Raw genomic sequence first — 17,037 nt, forward strand, 5'->3', positions numbered from 1 at the left:
GTCAAGCTCTTTTTTTGAATTTCGTTTTTCGAACTTCATTTTCGAGCTCGGCATCGTTATTTCTTGGCCGGAATTAGAATATACCATGTATAGAAAACCATTGCAAGTGTTTTTTTGAGAAAAACTGAACAGCTGCTATATATCTTTAGTTCTCTCTCCATAAAGCCATTAAAAGCCCAGGATATATAGCAGCTATACTGATGATATACATTAAGCAATGATTTCATCAATATACAGCTCACGTTCGGTAGCCAGGTTAACAATAGTGCCCTCAACCTGAACCATAGGCCGGGTAGGATGTGTGCGGTCAGTAAAGATAATCTCTCCATGACGACCATCACTAAGACGGATGCGTGTTCCGTTATACAGCTCTGTCGATTTCTGAATAAAGGTTTGAACGATAGCTGGGTCCAGCTTGCCGAAGCTCTCCGTTAAGATCTGCTCTAGCACAAGATAAGGCGACTGGGCCTTCTTGTAGGCTCTCTCCAGCGTCATAGCATGGAAGATATCCGCTACAGCTACAATCTTGGCGTATACATGAATCTGGCTGCCTTCCATCCGAAGTGGGTAGCCTGATCCATCCACCTTCTCATGGTGTTGCAGTGCCGCAAGCCTTACTCCCTCATTTATCGCCGTTACGTTGCGTAGCAATTGATAACCATAAGTAGTATGTCTGCGTACCTCTTCCTTTTCTTCGTTCGTTAAAGATTCAGGCTTCAGCAACAGTGAAGGGTCTACCTTTACGTTCCCTATATCATGCAGCAATCCTGCGAAGGCAGCCTGCAGCCAGTCCTTTTGCGGATAACCACACCATTGGGCAATCTTATATGAAGTCAACGCCGACAACACGGCATTATGATAATTGTAGTCCTGTTCGTTCAATGTCCGCGGCGCAAACTTCAGAACATGGTATTCCTTCAAATGGCCAATCAGTATTTCGAGTTGGTTTCTCAATTCAAGAATCGGGAGGGGTGCTGCCGCAGCAGAACGATAACAGTTCTTAATGAGGGCTATCATCTTCTCATATTCATCATGCAAAACCGAGTTTCGGGATAGTGTTGACTCATTGATGAGCGAACCTGTTTTTGCCGTAGCAGCTTTATTACCGGACTTGGCCGGCTCACTAGCCTTGGCCTCACTCTCGCTGCCCTCAATCTCCACCTGTTGAATCAAAAATGCCTGAAGAATCTCCATATCGCGCGGCAGCAACACCTTGCCCTTGGGAAACAACGTTCCTCCTAATGGCGTAACAACATCTTGTATAATTTTCGAACCTGGTTTAACTTCTCCAACTGTTATGTATGGCATAAGCTCAGCCCCTTTATTCACTAACCCATTAATAGTGACGCTCTTGTAGATTGAAACATATAACGTCCGGCTGATCGCAGTCCGAAGTTCCTTATTTCACCATGTCCCTAATTATAGTATGTAAGGGGGCAAGCGACCAGTATGAGGCAGGAGAATCCTGAATTTTATTTAAAAAAAGAGTGAAAGTCTCTGTAAAAGAAACTTCCACTCTTCAAATATACTTTATTCCAGATGATCGTCTTCGCTCTTCGTCTCTACTACTGACTCATCGCTTACGCTTTCCTCTGTAACCTGTCCTTCTTCGCCTTCCTCTGATTCAGACAAATCGTCCTCCTCATTCTTGTCGGCCCGGCAAAGGGTAGCCACTGCATCATCTTCACGAATATTGATCAATTTAACACCTTGTGCGTAACGACCCATGGTAGAAATGCCATCCATGCTGGTACGGATCAAAGTACCGCTGGTCGTAATGATCATAAGGTCCTCATCTTTCTTGACGACCTTCAGACCAACCACCAGACCGTTCTTGTCTGTAAGGTTGATCGTCTTGATCCCCTTACCACCACGCGTCTGGGAGCGATAATCGCCAGCTGGTGTACGTTTACCGTATCCCTTGGCCGTTACGATCAGCACCTCAAGATCCAGATCTACACAGTCCATACCAATAACATGGTCATTGCTGTCTAGGGTAATCCCTTTGACACCCGTTGCGCTCCGTCCCATCGACCGTACATCGTTCTCGGAGAACGTGATCGACATACCGCGCGCCGTACCGATAATAAGATTCTGCTCCCCGTCAGTCAGCTTCACTTCAATCAGGGAATCCTCTTCACGGAGATTGATAGCAATCAAACCGCCTTTGCGGATGTTGTTATAGTCTTCCAGAGGTGTCTTCTTAACGATACCTTCACGAGTGGCAAAGAAGAGATATTTATCACTGTCTGCATCCTCTACCTGAATAACTGCACTGATCTTCTCTCCCTGCTCGATCTGGATCAGGTTGATGATCGGCGTCCCCCGTGCAGTGCGGCCAAGCTCCGGAATCTCGTAAGCCTTGATCCGGTATACTTTACCCTTATCTGTGAAGAACATCAGGTAGTTATGGGAGTTACTCACAAAGAGATGCTCCACGAAATCCTGATCTTTCGTATCCATACCGATTACGCCGCGGCCTCCGCGCTTTTGACTGCGATAGGTCGTCACCGGCAGGCGTTTGATGTAGCCGGTGTGCGTAATGGTAATAACAACCTCTTCACGCGGAATCAAATCCTCGTCCAGGATGCTTTCTTCCCCGACGGTGATTTCTGTGCGGCGGTTGTCGGCATATTTATCACGCAGCTCCTGCAACTCATTGCTGATAATCTCTAGAACGAGGTGCTCGTTGGCCAGAATCTCACGGTATTCCGCAATTTTAGCCAGAAGCTCATTGTATTCGTTCTCGATCTTTTCGCGTTCCAGACCGGTCAGACGCTGCATCCGCATATCGAGGATAGCTTGAGCCTGCTCAATACTGAGGCTGAAGGTATTCATCAATCCTTCACGGGCAATGTCCGTGGTGCGGGAAGCTCTAATGAGAGCAATAACCTCATCAAGGTGGTCAAGCGCAATACGCAAGCCCTCCAAAATGTGGGCACGGGCTTCAGCTTTTTTCAGATCAAATTCTGTACGGCGGCGAATGACCTCAATCTGATGTTGCAGATAGTGGTACAACACATCGCGCAGATTCAGAATCTTAGGTTCGTTGTTTACAATCGCAAGCATGTTGATCCCGAATGTAGACTGCATCGAAGTATGCTTGTACAGATTATTCAGTACCACGCTTGGATTAACGTCACGTCTCATCTCTACAACGACACGCATACCGTTTCTGTCCGACTCGTCTCGAAGATCAGTAATACCGTCAATCCGCTTCTCACGTACCAGTTCGGCGATCTTCTCAACGAGCCGCGCCTTGTTCACCTGATACGGCAGCTCATGCACGATAATACGCGCCTTGCCGTTGTACTCTTCGATCGTAGCCTTCGCACGCATCGTAACCGAGCCCCGGCCTGTACGGTAAGCTTGGCGGATCCCTTCACGGCCCAAAATATATCCCGATGTAGGGAAATCCGGTCCTTGAATATATTCCATCAATTCCATTGGCGTAATCTCGGGATTACGGATCATTGCCTGTACCCCATCAATAACCTCTCCCAGGTTATGCGGCGGAATATTGGTCGCCATACCTACAGCAATACCAGATACACCGTTAACAAGCAGGTTGGGGTAACGGGAAGGCAGCACCACTGGCTCGTGCTCTTCACCATCATAGTTTGGTGCGAAATCTACGGTCTCCTTATTCAGATCCCGGAGCATTTCCATTGCGATTTTGGACAGACGCGCTTCCGTATACCGCATGGCAGCTGCCATGTCACCATCGATCGAACCGAAGTTACCGTGACCGTCAACCAGCATATAACGCATCGAGAAATCCTGAGCCATACGTACCATTGTTTCATATACGGCAGAGTCTCCGTGAGGGTGGTACTTACCGATAACCTCACCGACGATTCTCGCTGATTTCTTATGGGGTTTATCCGGAGACATTCCGAGTTCCGACATCGCAAACAGAATGCGCCTGTGAACCGGCTTCAATCCGTCCCGCACATCGGGTAAAGCCCGACTAACAATGATGCTCATTGCGTAATCCATAAATGAATCGCGCATTTCCACGCCAATGTCCCGGTCTTTGATTTGCGGGTTATTTTGTTCAGCCATGAGTGCTGGACCTCCTTCAGTTAAAAAACCGCTACCCTTTATTATATTACTTTCACAAAAGTAGCACAATTAAACATAATAGCCTTTTATCTTTTAAACCTGATTTCTTTTGTTCCTGTAAGGGTATATGCCCTGTCCGCGAACGCCCTCCACACATAGACTGTATAGAGAGAAAGATAGCTTTAATCGTTCCATGTTCGTCCAATAAAGCATAATCCCATATCCTTGTATTATACCATTGTTTAAAGAGCTTGTCCTGAAATTTCAGGCCACAGGAGATTAAGCTCCCTAAGGAGTTCTGCAAGCAAGACTCTAAGGAGCAGTACCTGCATATAACCTTTAAGGAGGAGAATGATGAAAATTCAACGAGTCTCCAGCAAATGGGCCAAAACAAATGCAATCCTTCTCAATCCCACATTATCAAATTACATTCCTGATACTCGCAAATACAATTTCTCTACACTTGTACAAATGCTCGCCGTGCACGCAACAGTGTATGTAAAGCCTGACCGAGGAACATATGGCAGCGGTGTGATGAGAGCCGAACAGCGAGTGGTCTCCCTGGCGCCCAGCATTCAGGCGGACGGCAGCGAAGACCACAAGGCGGTTCGGAAGGAAGAGAAAACGATGTACATTCTGCGCTACAACAAAACAGCGCAAATTTTTGCTTCCCCTCAGGAACTGCACGAGGCTATATTAGGCCGAACACAGGGGAAATTCTATCTGATTCAAAAAGGAATCGATTTGCTGCGGCATCATGACCGTCCATTCGACCTGCGGGTGCTGGCCCAGAAAACGCCGGTCGGCATCTGGGAAACCACCGGAATGCTTGGCCGGGTCGCAGCAGCGCAAAAAATTGTGACCAATTATCACAACGGAGGCCGCATTCTCCAGGTGAATACTTTATTCAAGGAGCATATGAACCCCTCTGAGTCCAGCACCGCCATCCAGCAGTTAAAGCAGCTTGGTGTTCAAATTGCAGGCCAGCTCGAGCTATCCTATCCGGGAATAAAAGAAATTGGTCTGGATGTCGCCCTGGATCAGCATCATGACATGTGGCTTTTGGAAGTGAACACCCTGCCTTCCATCATCGTTTTCAAGTTGTTCCCCGACAAATCCATCTATCGTAAAATCCACCGTTATGCCGTCGCCTACGGAAGGGTCAAGAAATCCGAGAGCACCCTTTCCTCCCGTCGCAAAGCACTCTGACGTCTTTTATTATCATTGTCTAAAAAAGAAAACCTCCGGCCTGCTTATTCCGAGCGGAATAGCAACCGGAGGTTTCTGTATTACTAATACTAGTTATTCTTGTTCAGCCTATACGTCAAGGTTCTTGACGGACTTGGCATGTTCTTGAATAAAGTCACGCCGCGGCTCGACATTGTCGCCCATCAGCGTATCGAAAATGCTGTCAGCCAGTATCGCATCTTCAATCGTGACTTGCAGCATCGTCCGGCTCTCAGGATCCATAGTTGTATCCCAAAGCTGCTCTGCATTCATCTCGCCCAGACCTTTATAGCGCTGGACATTGACTTTCACGTTCTCTCCGAAAGCGGCAATGATCTCATCCCGCTCTTTTTCGGTGCTGGCATACCGTACAACCTTGTTGCGCTCAATCTTAAAGAGCGGCGGCTGAGCGATATAAATATATCCCGTGTCGACCAGTTTACGCATATACCGGTAGAAGAACGTCAACAGCAATGTTCTGATATGGGCTCCGTCAACGTCTGCGTCCGTCATAATAACGACTTTGTGGTAACGTGCTTTGGACAGATCGAAATCATCCCCGATGCCCGTACCCAGAGCGGTAATGATTGCCCGAATCTCAGCATTGGACAAAATACGATCCAAACGGGCTTTCTCTACGTTCAGGATTTTACCGCGCAGCGGCAGGATCGCCTGGAAATGACGGTCCCGGCCCTGTTTGGCCGATCCACCGGCAGAGTCACCTTCGACGATGTACAGCTCACTGATGGAAGCGTCCTTGGACGAACAGTCGGCCAGCTTACCAGGCAGGGCACTGACCTCAAGCGCACTCTTACGACGAGTCAGCTCACGCGCTTTACGCGCAGCTTCACGGGCACGTGAAGCCTGCAGTGATTTCTCCAGTACACGGCGGGATACTGCCGGATTCTCCTCCAGGAATTCCTGAAGCTTTTCTCCGAACAGGGATTCTACAATACCGCGGACTTCACTGTTGCCGAGCTTGGTCTTGGTTTGACCCTCGAACTGAGGCTCAGGGATTTTGACGGAAATAATCGCCGTCAGGCCTTCACGCACATCATCCCCGGTCAGATTGGAATTACCGTCCTTGATCACACCGGATTTACGGGCATAATCGTTAATAATACGCGTTAAGGCGCTCTTGAAGCCCGATTCGTGGGTTCCGCCCTCATGTGTATTGATATTATTAGCAAAAGAATAAATATTCTCGGTGTAGGAATCGTTATATTGCAGCGCGACTTCAACCTGGATCATATCGCGTGAGCCTTCTACGTAGATAGGATCCTCGTGCAACGCTTCTTTTTTCTCATTCAGGTATTTCACGTACTCCACAATACCGCCATCGTATCTGAAGGCATTGGACACACCAGTGCGCTCATCTGTCAACGAAAGCTCAATTCCCTTGTTCAGGAAAGCCAGCTCACGAATACGGGTAAGCAGCGTCGTGTATTCAAAGATTGTAGTCTCGGTGAAAATCTCAGGGTCCGGATGGAACGTAGTTGTCGTACCTGTCTCTTCCGTCTCACCGGTAATCTTGATATCGTACTGCGGAACGCCACGTCTGTATTCTTGCTGGTGAACATGACCTTCACGTTTTACAGACACCACGACTCTCTCGGACAAGGCGTTCACTACGGAGATCCCCACGCCGTGCAGACCGCCGGATACCTTATATCCCCCGCCGCCGAATTTACCGCCAGCATGCAGTACAGTCATAACCACTTCAAGCGTCGACTTCTTGAGCTTTGTGTTCTCCCCTACAGGGATTCCCCGCCCGTTGTCGATAACGGTGATGCTGTTATCCTCGTGTATAATCACTTGAATCCGGTCGCAATAACCTGCCAGCGCCTCGTCGATACTGTTATCTACGACCTCCCACACCAAATGATGCAGACCTTTAGCGCTTGTAGAGCCGATGTACATGCCCGGGCGTTTCCGAACCGCTTCCAGCCCTTCTAGTACCTGAATCTGGCTCTCATCATATGTCGGTTGATTCATTGACATGCCTTCACCTACTTCTTTCAGATTATCTCTTTGTTACTGCGGTAGAGCTATATTTCCAACAGCATTTTAGCTCTTTTTTTGAGAGTGGAGGAGGAAATGGGGGAGTAGTACACGCTATTCTTGGTTACGACAATAGATTTCGCTTCCTCTTCGCCAATCCGAACCAGCTTCTTATCCTGCTGGGACTGAATGACGAACTGTTTCGATACCTTGGAAGATTTCTCAATCGAAATATCAAATATAGCAATCAGCTCTGATGACCGGATGATCTTTTCCCCGCCCAAATGAATATACATCTTCTTCCTCCGCTCTTTATAGCTCCACTTGTCCGTCACGGACATGATATAGGCTTGCGCCTTTTAATTTATCGGCATGCAGACCTTCAATTCCCGTAGCGGTAATGAATGTCTGTACCTTGCTTTGAAAGGTTTCAATAAGCTGAGTCTGGCGATAAGGATCAAGCTCGGATAGCACATCATCAAGAAGCAGCACAGGATACTCCCCGATCTCCTCATGGATCAGCTCGATTTCCGCCAGCTTGAGCGACAGAGCTGTCGTGCGCTGCTGTCCCTGAGACCCGTAGACCTGGGCTTCACGTCCGTTGATAAAAAAGGACAGGTCATCCCGATGGGGACCCGTCAGCGTCATGCCGCGCCTGATTTCCTGCTCTCTCGTTTGTGATAACTTTAACATAAAATTGTCTAATAAGACAGCTTCATCTTCTTCCTCTCTCTCGCCAAAAGAGGGCACGTAGCGCAATTTGAGCTCTTCTCCGCCATTTGTAATTCCCTTGTGGATGCTTTCCGCCCAGATCTGCAGCTTCTTTATGAATTCTTTCCTTTTTTTGACGATTTTAACACCATGCTCTACAAGTTGGGCATCCCAGATCTCCAGCATCTCAGTTCCGCCGGCGGGCTTGCCCCATAATTGCTTCAGCAGATTGCCTCTTTGCACCAGAATCTTCTGGTACTGCTGCAGGTGAAACAAATAGCCTGGCTGCACCTGTCCGATCTCCATATCGAGGAAACGGCGGCGAATACCCGGTGTACCTTTGACAATCTCCAGGTCCTCCGGAGCAAACATCACCACATTGAGCGATCCTACGAACTCACTCAGCCGGCGCTGCTCCAGACCGTTGACCTTCGCCTTCTTCCCTTGGGCAGAGAGACTGAGCTCCAGCTTCAGATCTCCGTATTTGCGCTGAATCTCGGCATAGATCTGCGCACTGCCGCTCGGGGCATCGAACGAGATTAGCTCACGATCCTTGGAGGTGCGGTGGCTTTTGGTCATCGCCAGGACGAACAAGGCCTCCATGAGGTTTGTTTTGCCTTGGGCGTTCTGACCGAGGATCAGATTGACATCCCCCAGGCTTTCCAGACGCAGCAGCCCGTAATTGCGATAATGCTGCAGGCCGATATTTTTAACAAACACGAAATGGTTCCTCCCAAGACCCCACAGGCGTGGAGTTTATGCTACAAAGCTTATTTCTTAAGCCAAAATCATGTGGTCCAAGATCGTATGAAGCTTCCACGAGCGTAAAATGCCCTAAAGCTTTATTTTATACCAAAAACACCGATTGTTGTAGTCTCGCAAATACTAGCCGTTCTTCGAACTCAAAAAAGCGACTCCGAAGAGCCGCTCTGATCACTAAGGGGTCTCCCCCTCTTATTTCTGCACTTCGCCGCCAATGACCTCGAACGTGCCTTCATCCTGCACTTCGATACGATCACCCGGATAGAGCTTTCTGCCCCGGCGTTCTTCCTTCTCCCCATTGACCAAGACTAGTCCTTCCTGCAACAGGGCCTTGGCCATTCCCCCTGTGGATACACAATCCGACAGTTTCAGAAATTGATCCAGCTTAATATATCCACTGTGGATAAGTATTTTTTTCATGATTTTTTATCCTTTCCACCACTTATCCACAGGCTCGTGAACAGTGAATTTAGTTAGTCGTACGATATGGCAAAATCACATACATGCTGCGGCTGTCATCAAGCGGACGCAAAATAATCGGACTCATCATTCCGGTGAAGGCAATGACAAGCTGCTCGCTTTCGATAACTTTGAGCACATCTAGCATATATTTGGAGTTGAACGAGATTTTGAGAGGTTCCCCTTTAAAATCAATAGTCTCCAGCTCTTCACGCACTTTACCCAGCTCTGAGGAACTGGAGGAAATTTCGATGCCGCCCTGATCCAGGGTCTGCATGCGGACAATGTTCGTTTTTTCCTCACGGGACAGCAAATAAGCACGGTCAATGGACTCACTTAATTTTTTTGTGTCCAAAGTTAGTTCTGTTTTGTATGCCGTTGGAATAATTCTAGAAGTATCCGGATAAATACCGTCCAAGATGCGGGAATAGAACAGCACTTTGTCGATTTTGAAGAGAACCTGGTTATCGGCTACGACAATATCCACCAGCATATTTTGGTCAGGGATAATTTTGCTCAGCTCGTTCAAGGTTTTACCGGCAATAACAACATTGCCAAAATGGACATTCTCTGTTCCCTCCAAATGGGCTGCCCGGGTAGCGAGCCGGTGACGGTCTGTAGCGGTGAACTTGAACTCGTTATCGCTCAAATTCCAGAGAATTCCCGTAAGAATCGGTGTCGTTTCCTGAGTGGAGATGGAGAATGCTGTCTGCTTGATCATATTTTTGAGCAAATCGCCCGGGATAGAGATCATATCATTTTCTTCGATGTTCGGCAGCACTGGGAATTCTTCCGGGTCCAGTCCTACGATCTGAATCTCGGTGGAACCAGAGGAAATATAGGTTTGGAAGCCTTCTTTGACTTCCATGTGGATTTCTTTGGACGGCAATTTCTTGATGATTTCGACGAAAAATTTAGCTGGAAGCACAACACTGCCTGGCTGCTCAACTTTTACTATGGTATGGCTATCATTCTCGGCAGAAATAAACGACTGAATGGAAATATCGGTGTCGCTTGCTGTCAAAGTTACGCCTTGATGGGTAACTTCCAGCTTAATCCCGGTCAGAATGGGAATAGTCGTTCTGCTGGAGATCGCTTTGGATACATGTCCAATGGATTCGTTGAGTTCGTTTTTGAGAATGCTTATTTTCATGGTTTCACTCCTAGCTGAAAATTGGGAAGTTGCGTTATGCAGTGAGTTGTTCACACCGTTTATAGATGATGAATTATTATAGTTATTTAATAGTATTAGTAGTAGGGGCGTCTAATATGTGGATAACCTTCGCAAGCCGCATAAAATTAAGCCTACCCACATGTGTATAGATTGTGTATAGGCTCTGTATTCCTCTTATGAAGGATTTTTAATTTTCTCCGCAAGATTATTTACCACTTTGTACAGCTCCTGATCGACCTTTAGTGATTGCGTTATTTTCTCGTGTGCATGAATAACTGTCGTATGGTCACGTCCCCCGAAAGCTTCACCGATCTTGGGCAAGGAATAGTCTGTTAATTCACGAGAGAGATACATGGCGATCTGGCGCGGGAAAGCTACGGCTTTCGTGCGTTTGCGTGCCTTAAAGTCCTCCAGGCGCAAATTGTAGTATTCACCAACTTTTTGCTGAATATCACCGATGGTAATCATCTTCGGACGGCTGGATGGAATGATATCCTTCAGCGCTTCCGCTGCCAGATGGGTGGTGACATCCTGATTGGTCAAGGAAGAATAGGCCACGACCCGAATCAGCGCACCTTCCAGTTCGCGAATGTTCGTATCAATCTGGTTAGCAATGTACATCATCGCTTCATTAGGGATGTCGAGGTTCTCCGCTTTCGCCTTTTTACGCAAAATCGCGATCCGTGTCTCCAGATCCGGCGGCTGAATATCCGTAATAAGACCCCATTCGAACCTGGAACGCAGCCGTTCCTCGAGAGTCGGGATTTCTTTTGGCGGTCGGTCACTGGAAATAATGATTTGTTTGCGTTCTTCATGCAGGGCGTTGAATGTATGGAAGAATTCCTCCTGCGTCGATTCTTTGCCGGCCAGGAATTGAATGTCATCAATAAGCAGGATGTCTACGTTGCGGTATTTGTTGCGGAAGCTTTCCCCACGGTTGTCACGGATGGAGTTAATGAACTCATTCGTGAATTTCTCGGAGGAGATATAAATAACCTTGTTATTGGGGTTATGCTCCAGCACGTAATGGCCGATCGCATGCATTAGGTGGGTTTTTCCGAGACCCACTCCGCCGTACAGGAACAAGGGGTTGTAGGCTTTGGCCGGCGCCTCGGCGACGGCCAGCGAAGCCGCGTGGGCAAAACGGTTGCCCGAACCGATGACGAATGTGTCAAAGGTATATTTGGGATTGAGCAGATGGGTCTGCGCCTCTTCGCGCGATACGGCAGGGGATGGGGCAGACTGCTGAATGATCAGCTCAGCCGGCTTATTCTCCTCGATGACGAATTTGACATCCACTTGTTGCCCGGTAACTTCCATAACTGTAGCTCCCACCAGCTTGGTGTAGCGACTTTCCAGCCATTCTACTGCGAATGTTGTCGGAGCCGAGATGATGAGTGACTGTTGGTTGAAGGTTAACGCTTTGGTTGCCTTAAACCAGGTATCGAAACTCGGCTTGCTCAGTTTGGATTGGATGATTGATAATATTTGCTGCCATAATTCGGAAGTATGGCTGTCCACAGACTGTCACTCCTTTAAATCTTCCAAATGTGGCATCAGCCATGAAGTGGAAATGTCGAAGAAAATATATAGATGCTGATATTTATCCCCAATACAAAGGACGAGGGGACAAAAAAATATGGATAAATTTGAATTGTTCACAACTTTATCCACAGCTTGTTGATAATATAGAGAGCAAACAAATCTATTCACATTCAAAAGTAATACCATCATAGCAAAAGCACCCCTGTTTTTCAATGATTCGGGCTATTTTATCCACAAATTCAATCACTTGTGTACAAAATTTAAGAACAACACTACATATTGTTGATAAATTGTTCACCGTTCGACATGAAGCGTCAGAGCTCCGATATTTTTATACACAGGTTGTCCTAGTTTGCGAACAATCGACTTCTTTTTTTAATCACAGGTGGATAAGTGTAGAATGCTGTGGATTATTTTTTGACGAATGGGGGTTGTGGATAATAGCCTTCTATAAGAGGGGAAGGAAGTCTGCAAAGACTGGTTGACTTTTGACCAATTATTGTGTTTAAATATATAAAGGTGTTTTCTGTGAGGATATGTCTTCAAACATTTAAATGATGATACTGTAGATACTGTCCCTACTTTAAGGACGGCCAAGCCGTTTCTGCTTAGATATGACAGTAATTAAGATCCTGTAAGGGAGGTGCAATACATGAGACCGACGTTCAAACCGAATGTGAGCAAACGCAAGAAGGTACATGGTTTCCGCAAAAGAATGAGCACGAAAAACGGCCGTAAAGTGCTGGCAGCTCGCCGCCTGAAAGGCAGAAAAGTTCTGAGTGCGTAAGTTAGGCCATTAAGGACCACTGCGGTGGTCTTTTTTTCAACATATAAGACTGTATTTGATCTCTATTCGTACTCCGCTTTCTTATAGTTCACATGTGAAACGGGTATCGTCTTTCGGAAAGGGCGGTACCCGTTTTTCGCTTGTTGCATTCATACTTTTCCGGTGAAACCCTGCGAAGGTCTAGATTACGCTAGTATGCGTCGGCTACACTTTGTGGGGCTATTCGTATACACCTATATAGGAAGTAATCGGAATTGTCGCACCGTTAAGCGTTGCTCAATCAGTGTACAAGCTGCCGTTTACGGCTATCGCCGGGTGAGTATACTACTAAATAGAAGGAAAAATTCCGGACAACCTAAAACAGACCGGTCTTTTCAAGTAAGGAGATTCTCGTGCACAAAAGTTTGCGATTACGAAACCGCGCCGACTTCAGCCGCGTATACCGCCATGGAAAGTCATTTGCCAACCACCAATTTGTGGTGTATTGGTTCAATAGAAAAGAGGTGGAGCGTTTCCGGCTCGGAGTGTCGGTTAGCAAAAAAGTGGGGAACGCTGTTGTCCGCAACCGGATGCGAAGACTCGTGAAGGAAATTGTCAGGCATCATGAGCCAGAGATCGCCAGCGGGTTGGATCTGGTGTTTATTGTGCGAAAAGGGGCTCTGTCCATGGAATACACAGAGCTTGAGAAAAGTGTGCTTCATGTGCTTCGCAAAGCCAAGCTACTAAAGGCTTCCCGCAAATAAGAAGGGCCGAAGAGGCTTGTTTATTTGTATTCATAATTATGGTATGATTTACGGTGCAATGGAATGTTCAAGAGAGGGGTTTTGAAGTGTCTCTAATGAAGACTAGACGAGGAAAATGGTTCTTCCTCATCGCTGTAATGGTGTTGATGATCGCTGTTTTGTCAGGTTGTTCTCCGTCAGCCACTGTTACACACACTACGGAGGATTTGAAGAATGGCGGTTTCTGGCAAAGTAACGTAGTTTATTATTTTGCTATCGCGCTGGAAACGTTCGCAAAGTGGTTTAACGGACAATATGGACTAGCCGTACTTGTTATGGTTCTTATTGTGCGCACGCTGATTTTGCCGCTTACCATGAAACAGGTGAAGAGTTCGCGTGCGATGCAGGCCATTCAACCGGAGCTCCAGAAGATCCAGAAAAAATATAAAGACACGCCTGAAAAAGTGCAGCAGGAAACAATGCGCCTCTTCCAGGAAAACAAGGTTAACCCGATGGCAGGATGTCTGCCGCTGATCGTGCAAATGCCGATTTTTATCGCACTGTACAACTCGATTTATTACAACCCGCATCTGCGTGAGCATTCCTTCCTGTGGCTGGAGCTTGGTAAGCCGGACCATCTGTTCATTCTACCGGCACTGGCTGCAATCACGACGTTCCTGCAGACCCGCATGATGACGAAGATGAACCCGATGCAGCAGCAGGGGCCTATGCAGTTCATGATGATGGTATATCCTGTCCTGATTTTCATCATGTCCTATAATTTCCCGTCTGCACTTCCACTGTACTGGTTCTACAGTAACATCTACACCATTGTTCAGAACTACTTCTTATACCGCAACAACGATACATCTAAATTCGCTGTCGTAAACTCCGCGAACGACAAGGAAGACAGTCCTGCGAAGAGCAAGAATACATCTTCCGCGAAGGGTAATGGCAGCAAGGCATCGAAGGGGGCCAAAAAGTCGAAATGAGCAAAGTCGTCGCGACAGGAAAAACCATTGAAGAAGCTGTAGAACGGGGAATAGCCCAGCTTGGCGTTAACAGGGACCGCGTTACAATCAATGTACTTGAACAGCCCTCAAGAGGATTCCTGGGATTGATCGGTGCTAAGGAGGCCAAGGTTGAAGTGACCTTGATCCCTGCACCGGCGCCCGCGGCGAGTGCTCCGTCAGTGCCTCAGCAGTCAACCAGAGAAAGTACACAGGAGGCTATCGGCGGTGTACCACGCCAAGATTCCGGACAACCGGGGGAAGAAGCTTACCAGCAAGCTGTACGTTTCATTGTGGATGTCGCCAAGAGCATGGGGCTCACGGTGGAAGTAGAAATCGTCCATGCCAAGGAATCGACTACTCTGCAAATATCCGGTCCCGATCTTGGACTGGTTATTGGCAGAAGAGGACAAACGCTTGATGCCTTGCAGTATCTGGCGAATATCGTAGCCAATCGCTACTCCGACAGCTTCATCCGTCTCGTCCTGGATGCAGAGAATTTCCGGGAACGACGCAAGAAGACACTAGAGGAGCTGGCTGATCGGCTTGCAGGCCGCGTCATCCGCACACGTAAAGAGGTTGTGCTGGAGCCGATGTCGCCTCAAGAACGGAAGATTATTCATTCCAGGCTACAGGATCACAAGCAGGTGAACACACTCAGCAAGGGCGATGAACCCAATCGCCGCGTCGTAATTACTTTGAAGTAGAGACTATATGCCGCAATGACTCCTAGTCTAATCTAAGGGGTCATTGCTTTTTTACAAATAAAACAGATTATATTAGATGAATAAAAGAGTGAAACAAAAAGCGAGAAGGAACGAAGGGGAAGTTTGGAACTGTAGGAGCGAATGCGATCGCCTGAAAGCTTTTCGTAGAAAAGCTGGCATCGAAAGCACAAGCTGTCCCCGGATTTCAACCGCTAGAAGCGGTATATATAGAAGAAATCTGGGGACAACAGCGACCGAAAGTCCAAACATTCTCCGTAGTGACGACTGAGCCTTATATTCGTATCTTAAGTTTATCTTATATAGTTTGTCATATAACGAGGTGAAAGACAGCATGTTCAGCGATACTATAGCCGCCGTCTCGACAGCGCTCGGAGAGGGCGGTATTGCCATTATTCGGGTAAGCGGCCCTGAGGCTATTCCACAAGTAGCTCCACTGTTCCGCAGTAGAGTTCCATTGACAGAAGCGGAATCCCATACGGTTCATTACGGGCATATCGTCAGCCCTGGGAATGGAGAAACCATGGAAGAAGTCCTGGTGACCGTGATGAAGGGTCCGCGCTCCTTTACAACCGAGGATGTTGTGGAGATCAGTGCCCATGGCGGTATTATTTCTGTGCGCCGTGTGATGGACCTGCTGTTGCAGCAGGATATCAGGCTGGCCGAACCCGGGGAGTTCACCAAACGGGCTTTCCTGGGAGGAAGAATCGACCTGACACAGGCTGAGGCGGTTATTGATCTCATCCGTTCCAAATCAGACCGTGCCTTCTCAGTAGCCCTGAAGCAAGTTAGCGGCTCTCTGTCGGAGCGAATTCACGCCCTTCGTCATACTTTGATTGAGACTTTAGCTCATATTGAGGTTAATATCGATTATCCCGAACACGATGTGGAGTCATTGACCGCTGAGTTTATTAAAGATAAGAGTAGTGAAGTGATGGAAGGCATCACTAAACTGCTGAAGACTGCAAGTGAAGGCAAGATACTTCGCGAGGGCATTACGACAGCGATTGTTGGACGTCCTAACGTTGGAAAATCCTCACTCCTTAACGCGCTGGCCCGTGATAATAAAGCGATTGTTACCGATATTCCTGGAACTACGCGTGATGTGATTGAGGAGTATGTAACCATCAATAACATTCCCCTGAAGCTGCTCGATACCGCTGGTATCCGTGAGACAATGGATATTGTGGAACAGATCGGGGTGGAGCGTTCCAAGGCTGCGGTCACCGGAGCTGACCTGATTCTGCTTGTGCTGAACTCCAATGAGGAACTGCATGAGGACGAATTGGCACTCATGGAACAAATCCACGGTAGACAATGCCTGGTGATCATGAATAAAATGGACTTACCGTCCAAATTGGATAAGGCCAAGCTGCTTGCTCATTTTGAAGAAAGCAGTATTGTCCCGATGTCCGTTCTGGAAGAGGAAGGTCTGGATAAACTGGAAGATGCTATTTCAACACTGTTCTTCGGTGGCAAGCTGGAGTCTGGTGATTTGACATATGTGAGCAACGTCAGACATATCGCCCTGTTGAAAAAAGCGTACAAATCGCTGCAGGACGCTTATGACGCTGCGGAGCAGTTCATTCCGATCGACATGATTCAAATTGATGTGCGGCTGGCTTGGGAACAGCTTGGCGAGATTGTCGGCGATACTGCTGCTGATTCGCTGCTCGACCAAATCTTCTCGCAATTCTGTTTGGGTAAATAGGCTTACAACCAAAATCGAAGCTGTCTCTTACGAACAGAGCCGCTACGGGTTCGAAAGGTTCTTACGACCCTCGGCTATGTTCACAGGAGAACGGTAATCACTGATTTTTAGGTTGAGCCATTAATTATTATAATAGGA

At 47.5% G+C, this 17,037-nt stretch carries 14 protein-coding genes; 6 read left to right on the forward strand and 8 right to left on the reverse strand.

The features are described 5' to 3' along the window. Positions 1-210 precede the first annotated feature (210 nt). Entirely contained in the window at positions 211-1,308 is a 1,098-nt protein-coding gene (locus tag ACFVU8_RS17230; protein ID WP_387428802.1) for an HD-GYP domain-containing protein, read from the reverse strand. Between the two features lie 222 nt (positions 1,309-1,530). After that, on the reverse strand, positions 1,531-4,065 hold the full coding sequence (gene gyrA, locus ACFVU8_RS17235; protein ID WP_379466690.1) for a DNA gyrase subunit A: 2,535 nt from the start codon (positions 4,063-4,065) through the stop codon (positions 1,531-1,533). Positions 4,066-4,416: 351 nt separating this feature from the next. On the opposite strand from gyrA, the gene ACFVU8_RS17240 reads away from it, so the two are divergent. After that, positions 4,417-5,274 (forward strand): YheC/YheD family protein, encoded by an 858-nt coding sequence (locus ACFVU8_RS17240; protein WP_387428805.1) that lies wholly within the window; start codon positions 4,417-4,419, stop codon positions 5,272-5,274. 108 nt (positions 5,275-5,382) lie between these two features. On the opposite strand, the gene gyrB is transcribed toward ACFVU8_RS17240, so the two are convergent. The 6 genes from gyrB to dnaA all read right to left on the reverse strand — a co-directional run bounded on the left by gyrB (position 5,383) and on the right by dnaA (position 11,920). Continuing rightward, the gene (gyrB, locus tag ACFVU8_RS17245; RefSeq protein WP_387428807.1) at positions 5,383-7,293 is read right to left on the reverse strand and encodes a DNA topoisomerase (ATP-hydrolyzing) subunit B; all 1,911 of its coding nucleotides are present in this window, start codon (positions 7,291-7,293) and stop codon (positions 5,383-5,385) included. Positions 7,294-7,340: 47 nt separating this feature from the next. Continuing rightward, complete coding sequence (remB, locus tag ACFVU8_RS17250) at positions 7,341-7,589, reverse strand: extracellular matrix regulator RemB (protein ID WP_066377786.1); 249 nt, start codon at positions 7,587-7,589, stop codon at positions 7,341-7,343. A gap of 16 nt (positions 7,590-7,605) precedes the next feature. Beyond that, complete coding sequence (gene recF / locus ACFVU8_RS17255) at positions 7,606-8,724, reverse strand: DNA replication/repair protein RecF (RefSeq protein ID WP_066377787.1); 1,119 nt, start codon at positions 8,722-8,724, stop codon at positions 7,606-7,608. A 234-nt stretch (positions 8,725-8,958) separates the two neighbouring features. Further along, positions 8,959-9,186, reverse strand: a complete 228-nt coding sequence (gene yaaA, locus ACFVU8_RS17260) for a S4 domain-containing protein YaaA (protein WP_066377793.1) — start codon at positions 9,184-9,186, stop codon at positions 8,959-8,961. Between the two features lie 49 nt (positions 9,187-9,235). Continuing rightward, the gene (gene dnaN, locus ACFVU8_RS17265) at positions 9,236-10,378 is read right to left on the reverse strand and encodes a DNA polymerase III subunit beta (RefSeq protein WP_387428809.1); all 1,143 of its coding nucleotides are present in this window, start codon (positions 10,376-10,378) and stop codon (positions 9,236-9,238) included. A gap of 195 nt (positions 10,379-10,573) precedes the next feature. Beyond that, positions 10,574-11,920 carry a chromosomal replication initiator protein DnaA gene (gene dnaA / locus ACFVU8_RS17270; protein ID WP_175373533.1) on the reverse strand — a complete coding sequence of 449 codons (1,347 nt, stop codon included), beginning with the start codon at positions 11,918-11,920 and terminating at the stop codon, positions 10,574-10,576. Between the two features lie 676 nt (positions 11,921-12,596). Between dnaA and rpmH the strand changes: the two genes are divergently transcribed. The 5 genes from rpmH to mnmE all read left to right on the forward strand — a co-directional run bounded on the left by rpmH (position 12,597) and on the right by mnmE (position 16,899). Further along, positions 12,597-12,731: a 50S ribosomal protein L34 gene (gene rpmH, locus ACFVU8_RS17275; RefSeq protein ID WP_019914530.1), complete on the forward strand. Its 135-nt coding sequence runs from the start codon at positions 12,597-12,599 to the stop codon at positions 12,729-12,731. A gap of 392 nt (positions 12,732-13,123) precedes the next feature. Then, positions 13,124-13,474 carry a ribonuclease P protein component gene (gene rnpA / locus ACFVU8_RS17280; RefSeq protein WP_175373532.1) on the forward strand — a complete coding sequence of 117 codons (351 nt, stop codon included), beginning with the start codon at positions 13,124-13,126 and terminating at the stop codon, positions 13,472-13,474. A gap of 86 nt (positions 13,475-13,560) precedes the next feature. Then, positions 13,561-14,445: a YidC/Oxa1 family membrane protein insertase gene (locus ACFVU8_RS17285; RefSeq protein ID WP_379466687.1), complete on the forward strand. Its 885-nt coding sequence runs from the start codon at positions 13,561-13,563 to the stop codon at positions 14,443-14,445. Next, positions 14,442-15,170, forward strand: a complete 729-nt coding sequence (jag, locus tag ACFVU8_RS17290; RefSeq protein WP_379466686.1) for an RNA-binding cell elongation regulator Jag/EloR — start codon at positions 14,442-14,444, stop codon at positions 15,168-15,170. The genes ACFVU8_RS17285 and jag overlap by 4 nt, the downstream gene beginning before the upstream one ends. A gap of 352 nt (positions 15,171-15,522) precedes the next feature. Next, positions 15,523-16,899 carry a tRNA uridine-5-carboxymethylaminomethyl(34) synthesis GTPase MnmE gene (gene mnmE, locus ACFVU8_RS17295; RefSeq protein WP_379466685.1) on the forward strand — a complete coding sequence of 459 codons (1,377 nt, stop codon included), beginning with the start codon at positions 15,523-15,525 and terminating at the stop codon, positions 16,897-16,899. The last annotated feature ends 138 nt before the right edge of the window (positions 16,900-17,037 follow it).

Origin of the sequence: Paenibacillus sp. NPDC058177 (assembly GCF_042883835.1) — a bacterium.
GTDB lineage: Bacteria > Bacillota > Bacilli > Paenibacillales > Paenibacillaceae > Paenibacillus_AQ > Paenibacillus_AQ agri.

Bases quoted from the DNA above. Each gene is read 5' to 3' on its own strand.
- remB (WP_066377786.1), bottom strand. From the start codon at position 7,589: ATGTATATTCATTTGGGCGGGGAAAAGATCATCCGGTCATCAGAGCTG.
- dnaN (WP_387428809.1), bottom strand. From the start codon at position 10,378: ATGAAAATAAGCATTCTCAAAAACGAACTCAACGAATCCATTGGACAT.
- rpmH (WP_019914530.1), top strand. From the start codon at position 12,597: ATGAGACCGACGTTCAAACCGAATGTGAGCAAACGCAAGAAGGTACAT.
- yaaA (WP_066377793.1), bottom strand. From the start codon at position 9,186: ATGAAAAAAATACTTATCCACAGTGGATATATTAAGCTGGATCAATTT.
- gyrB (WP_387428807.1), bottom strand. From the start codon at position 7,293: ATGTCAATGAATCAACCGACATATGATGAGAGCCAGATTCAGGTACTA.
- gyrA (WP_379466690.1), bottom strand. From the start codon at position 4,065: ATGGCTGAACAAAATAACCCGCAAATCAAAGACCGGGACATTGGCGTG.
- mnmE (WP_379466685.1), top strand. From the start codon at position 15,523: ATGTTCAGCGATACTATAGCCGCCGTCTCGACAGCGCTCGGAGAGGGC.
- ACFVU8_RS17230 (WP_387428802.1), bottom strand. From the start codon at position 1,308: ATGCCATACATAACAGTTGGAGAAGTTAAACCAGGTTCGAAAATTATA.
- ACFVU8_RS17240 (WP_387428805.1), top strand. From the start codon at position 4,417: ATGATGAAAATTCAACGAGTCTCCAGCAAATGGGCCAAAACAAATGCA.
- jag (WP_379466686.1), top strand. From the start codon at position 14,442: ATGAGCAAAGTCGTCGCGACAGGAAAAACCATTGAAGAAGCTGTAGAA.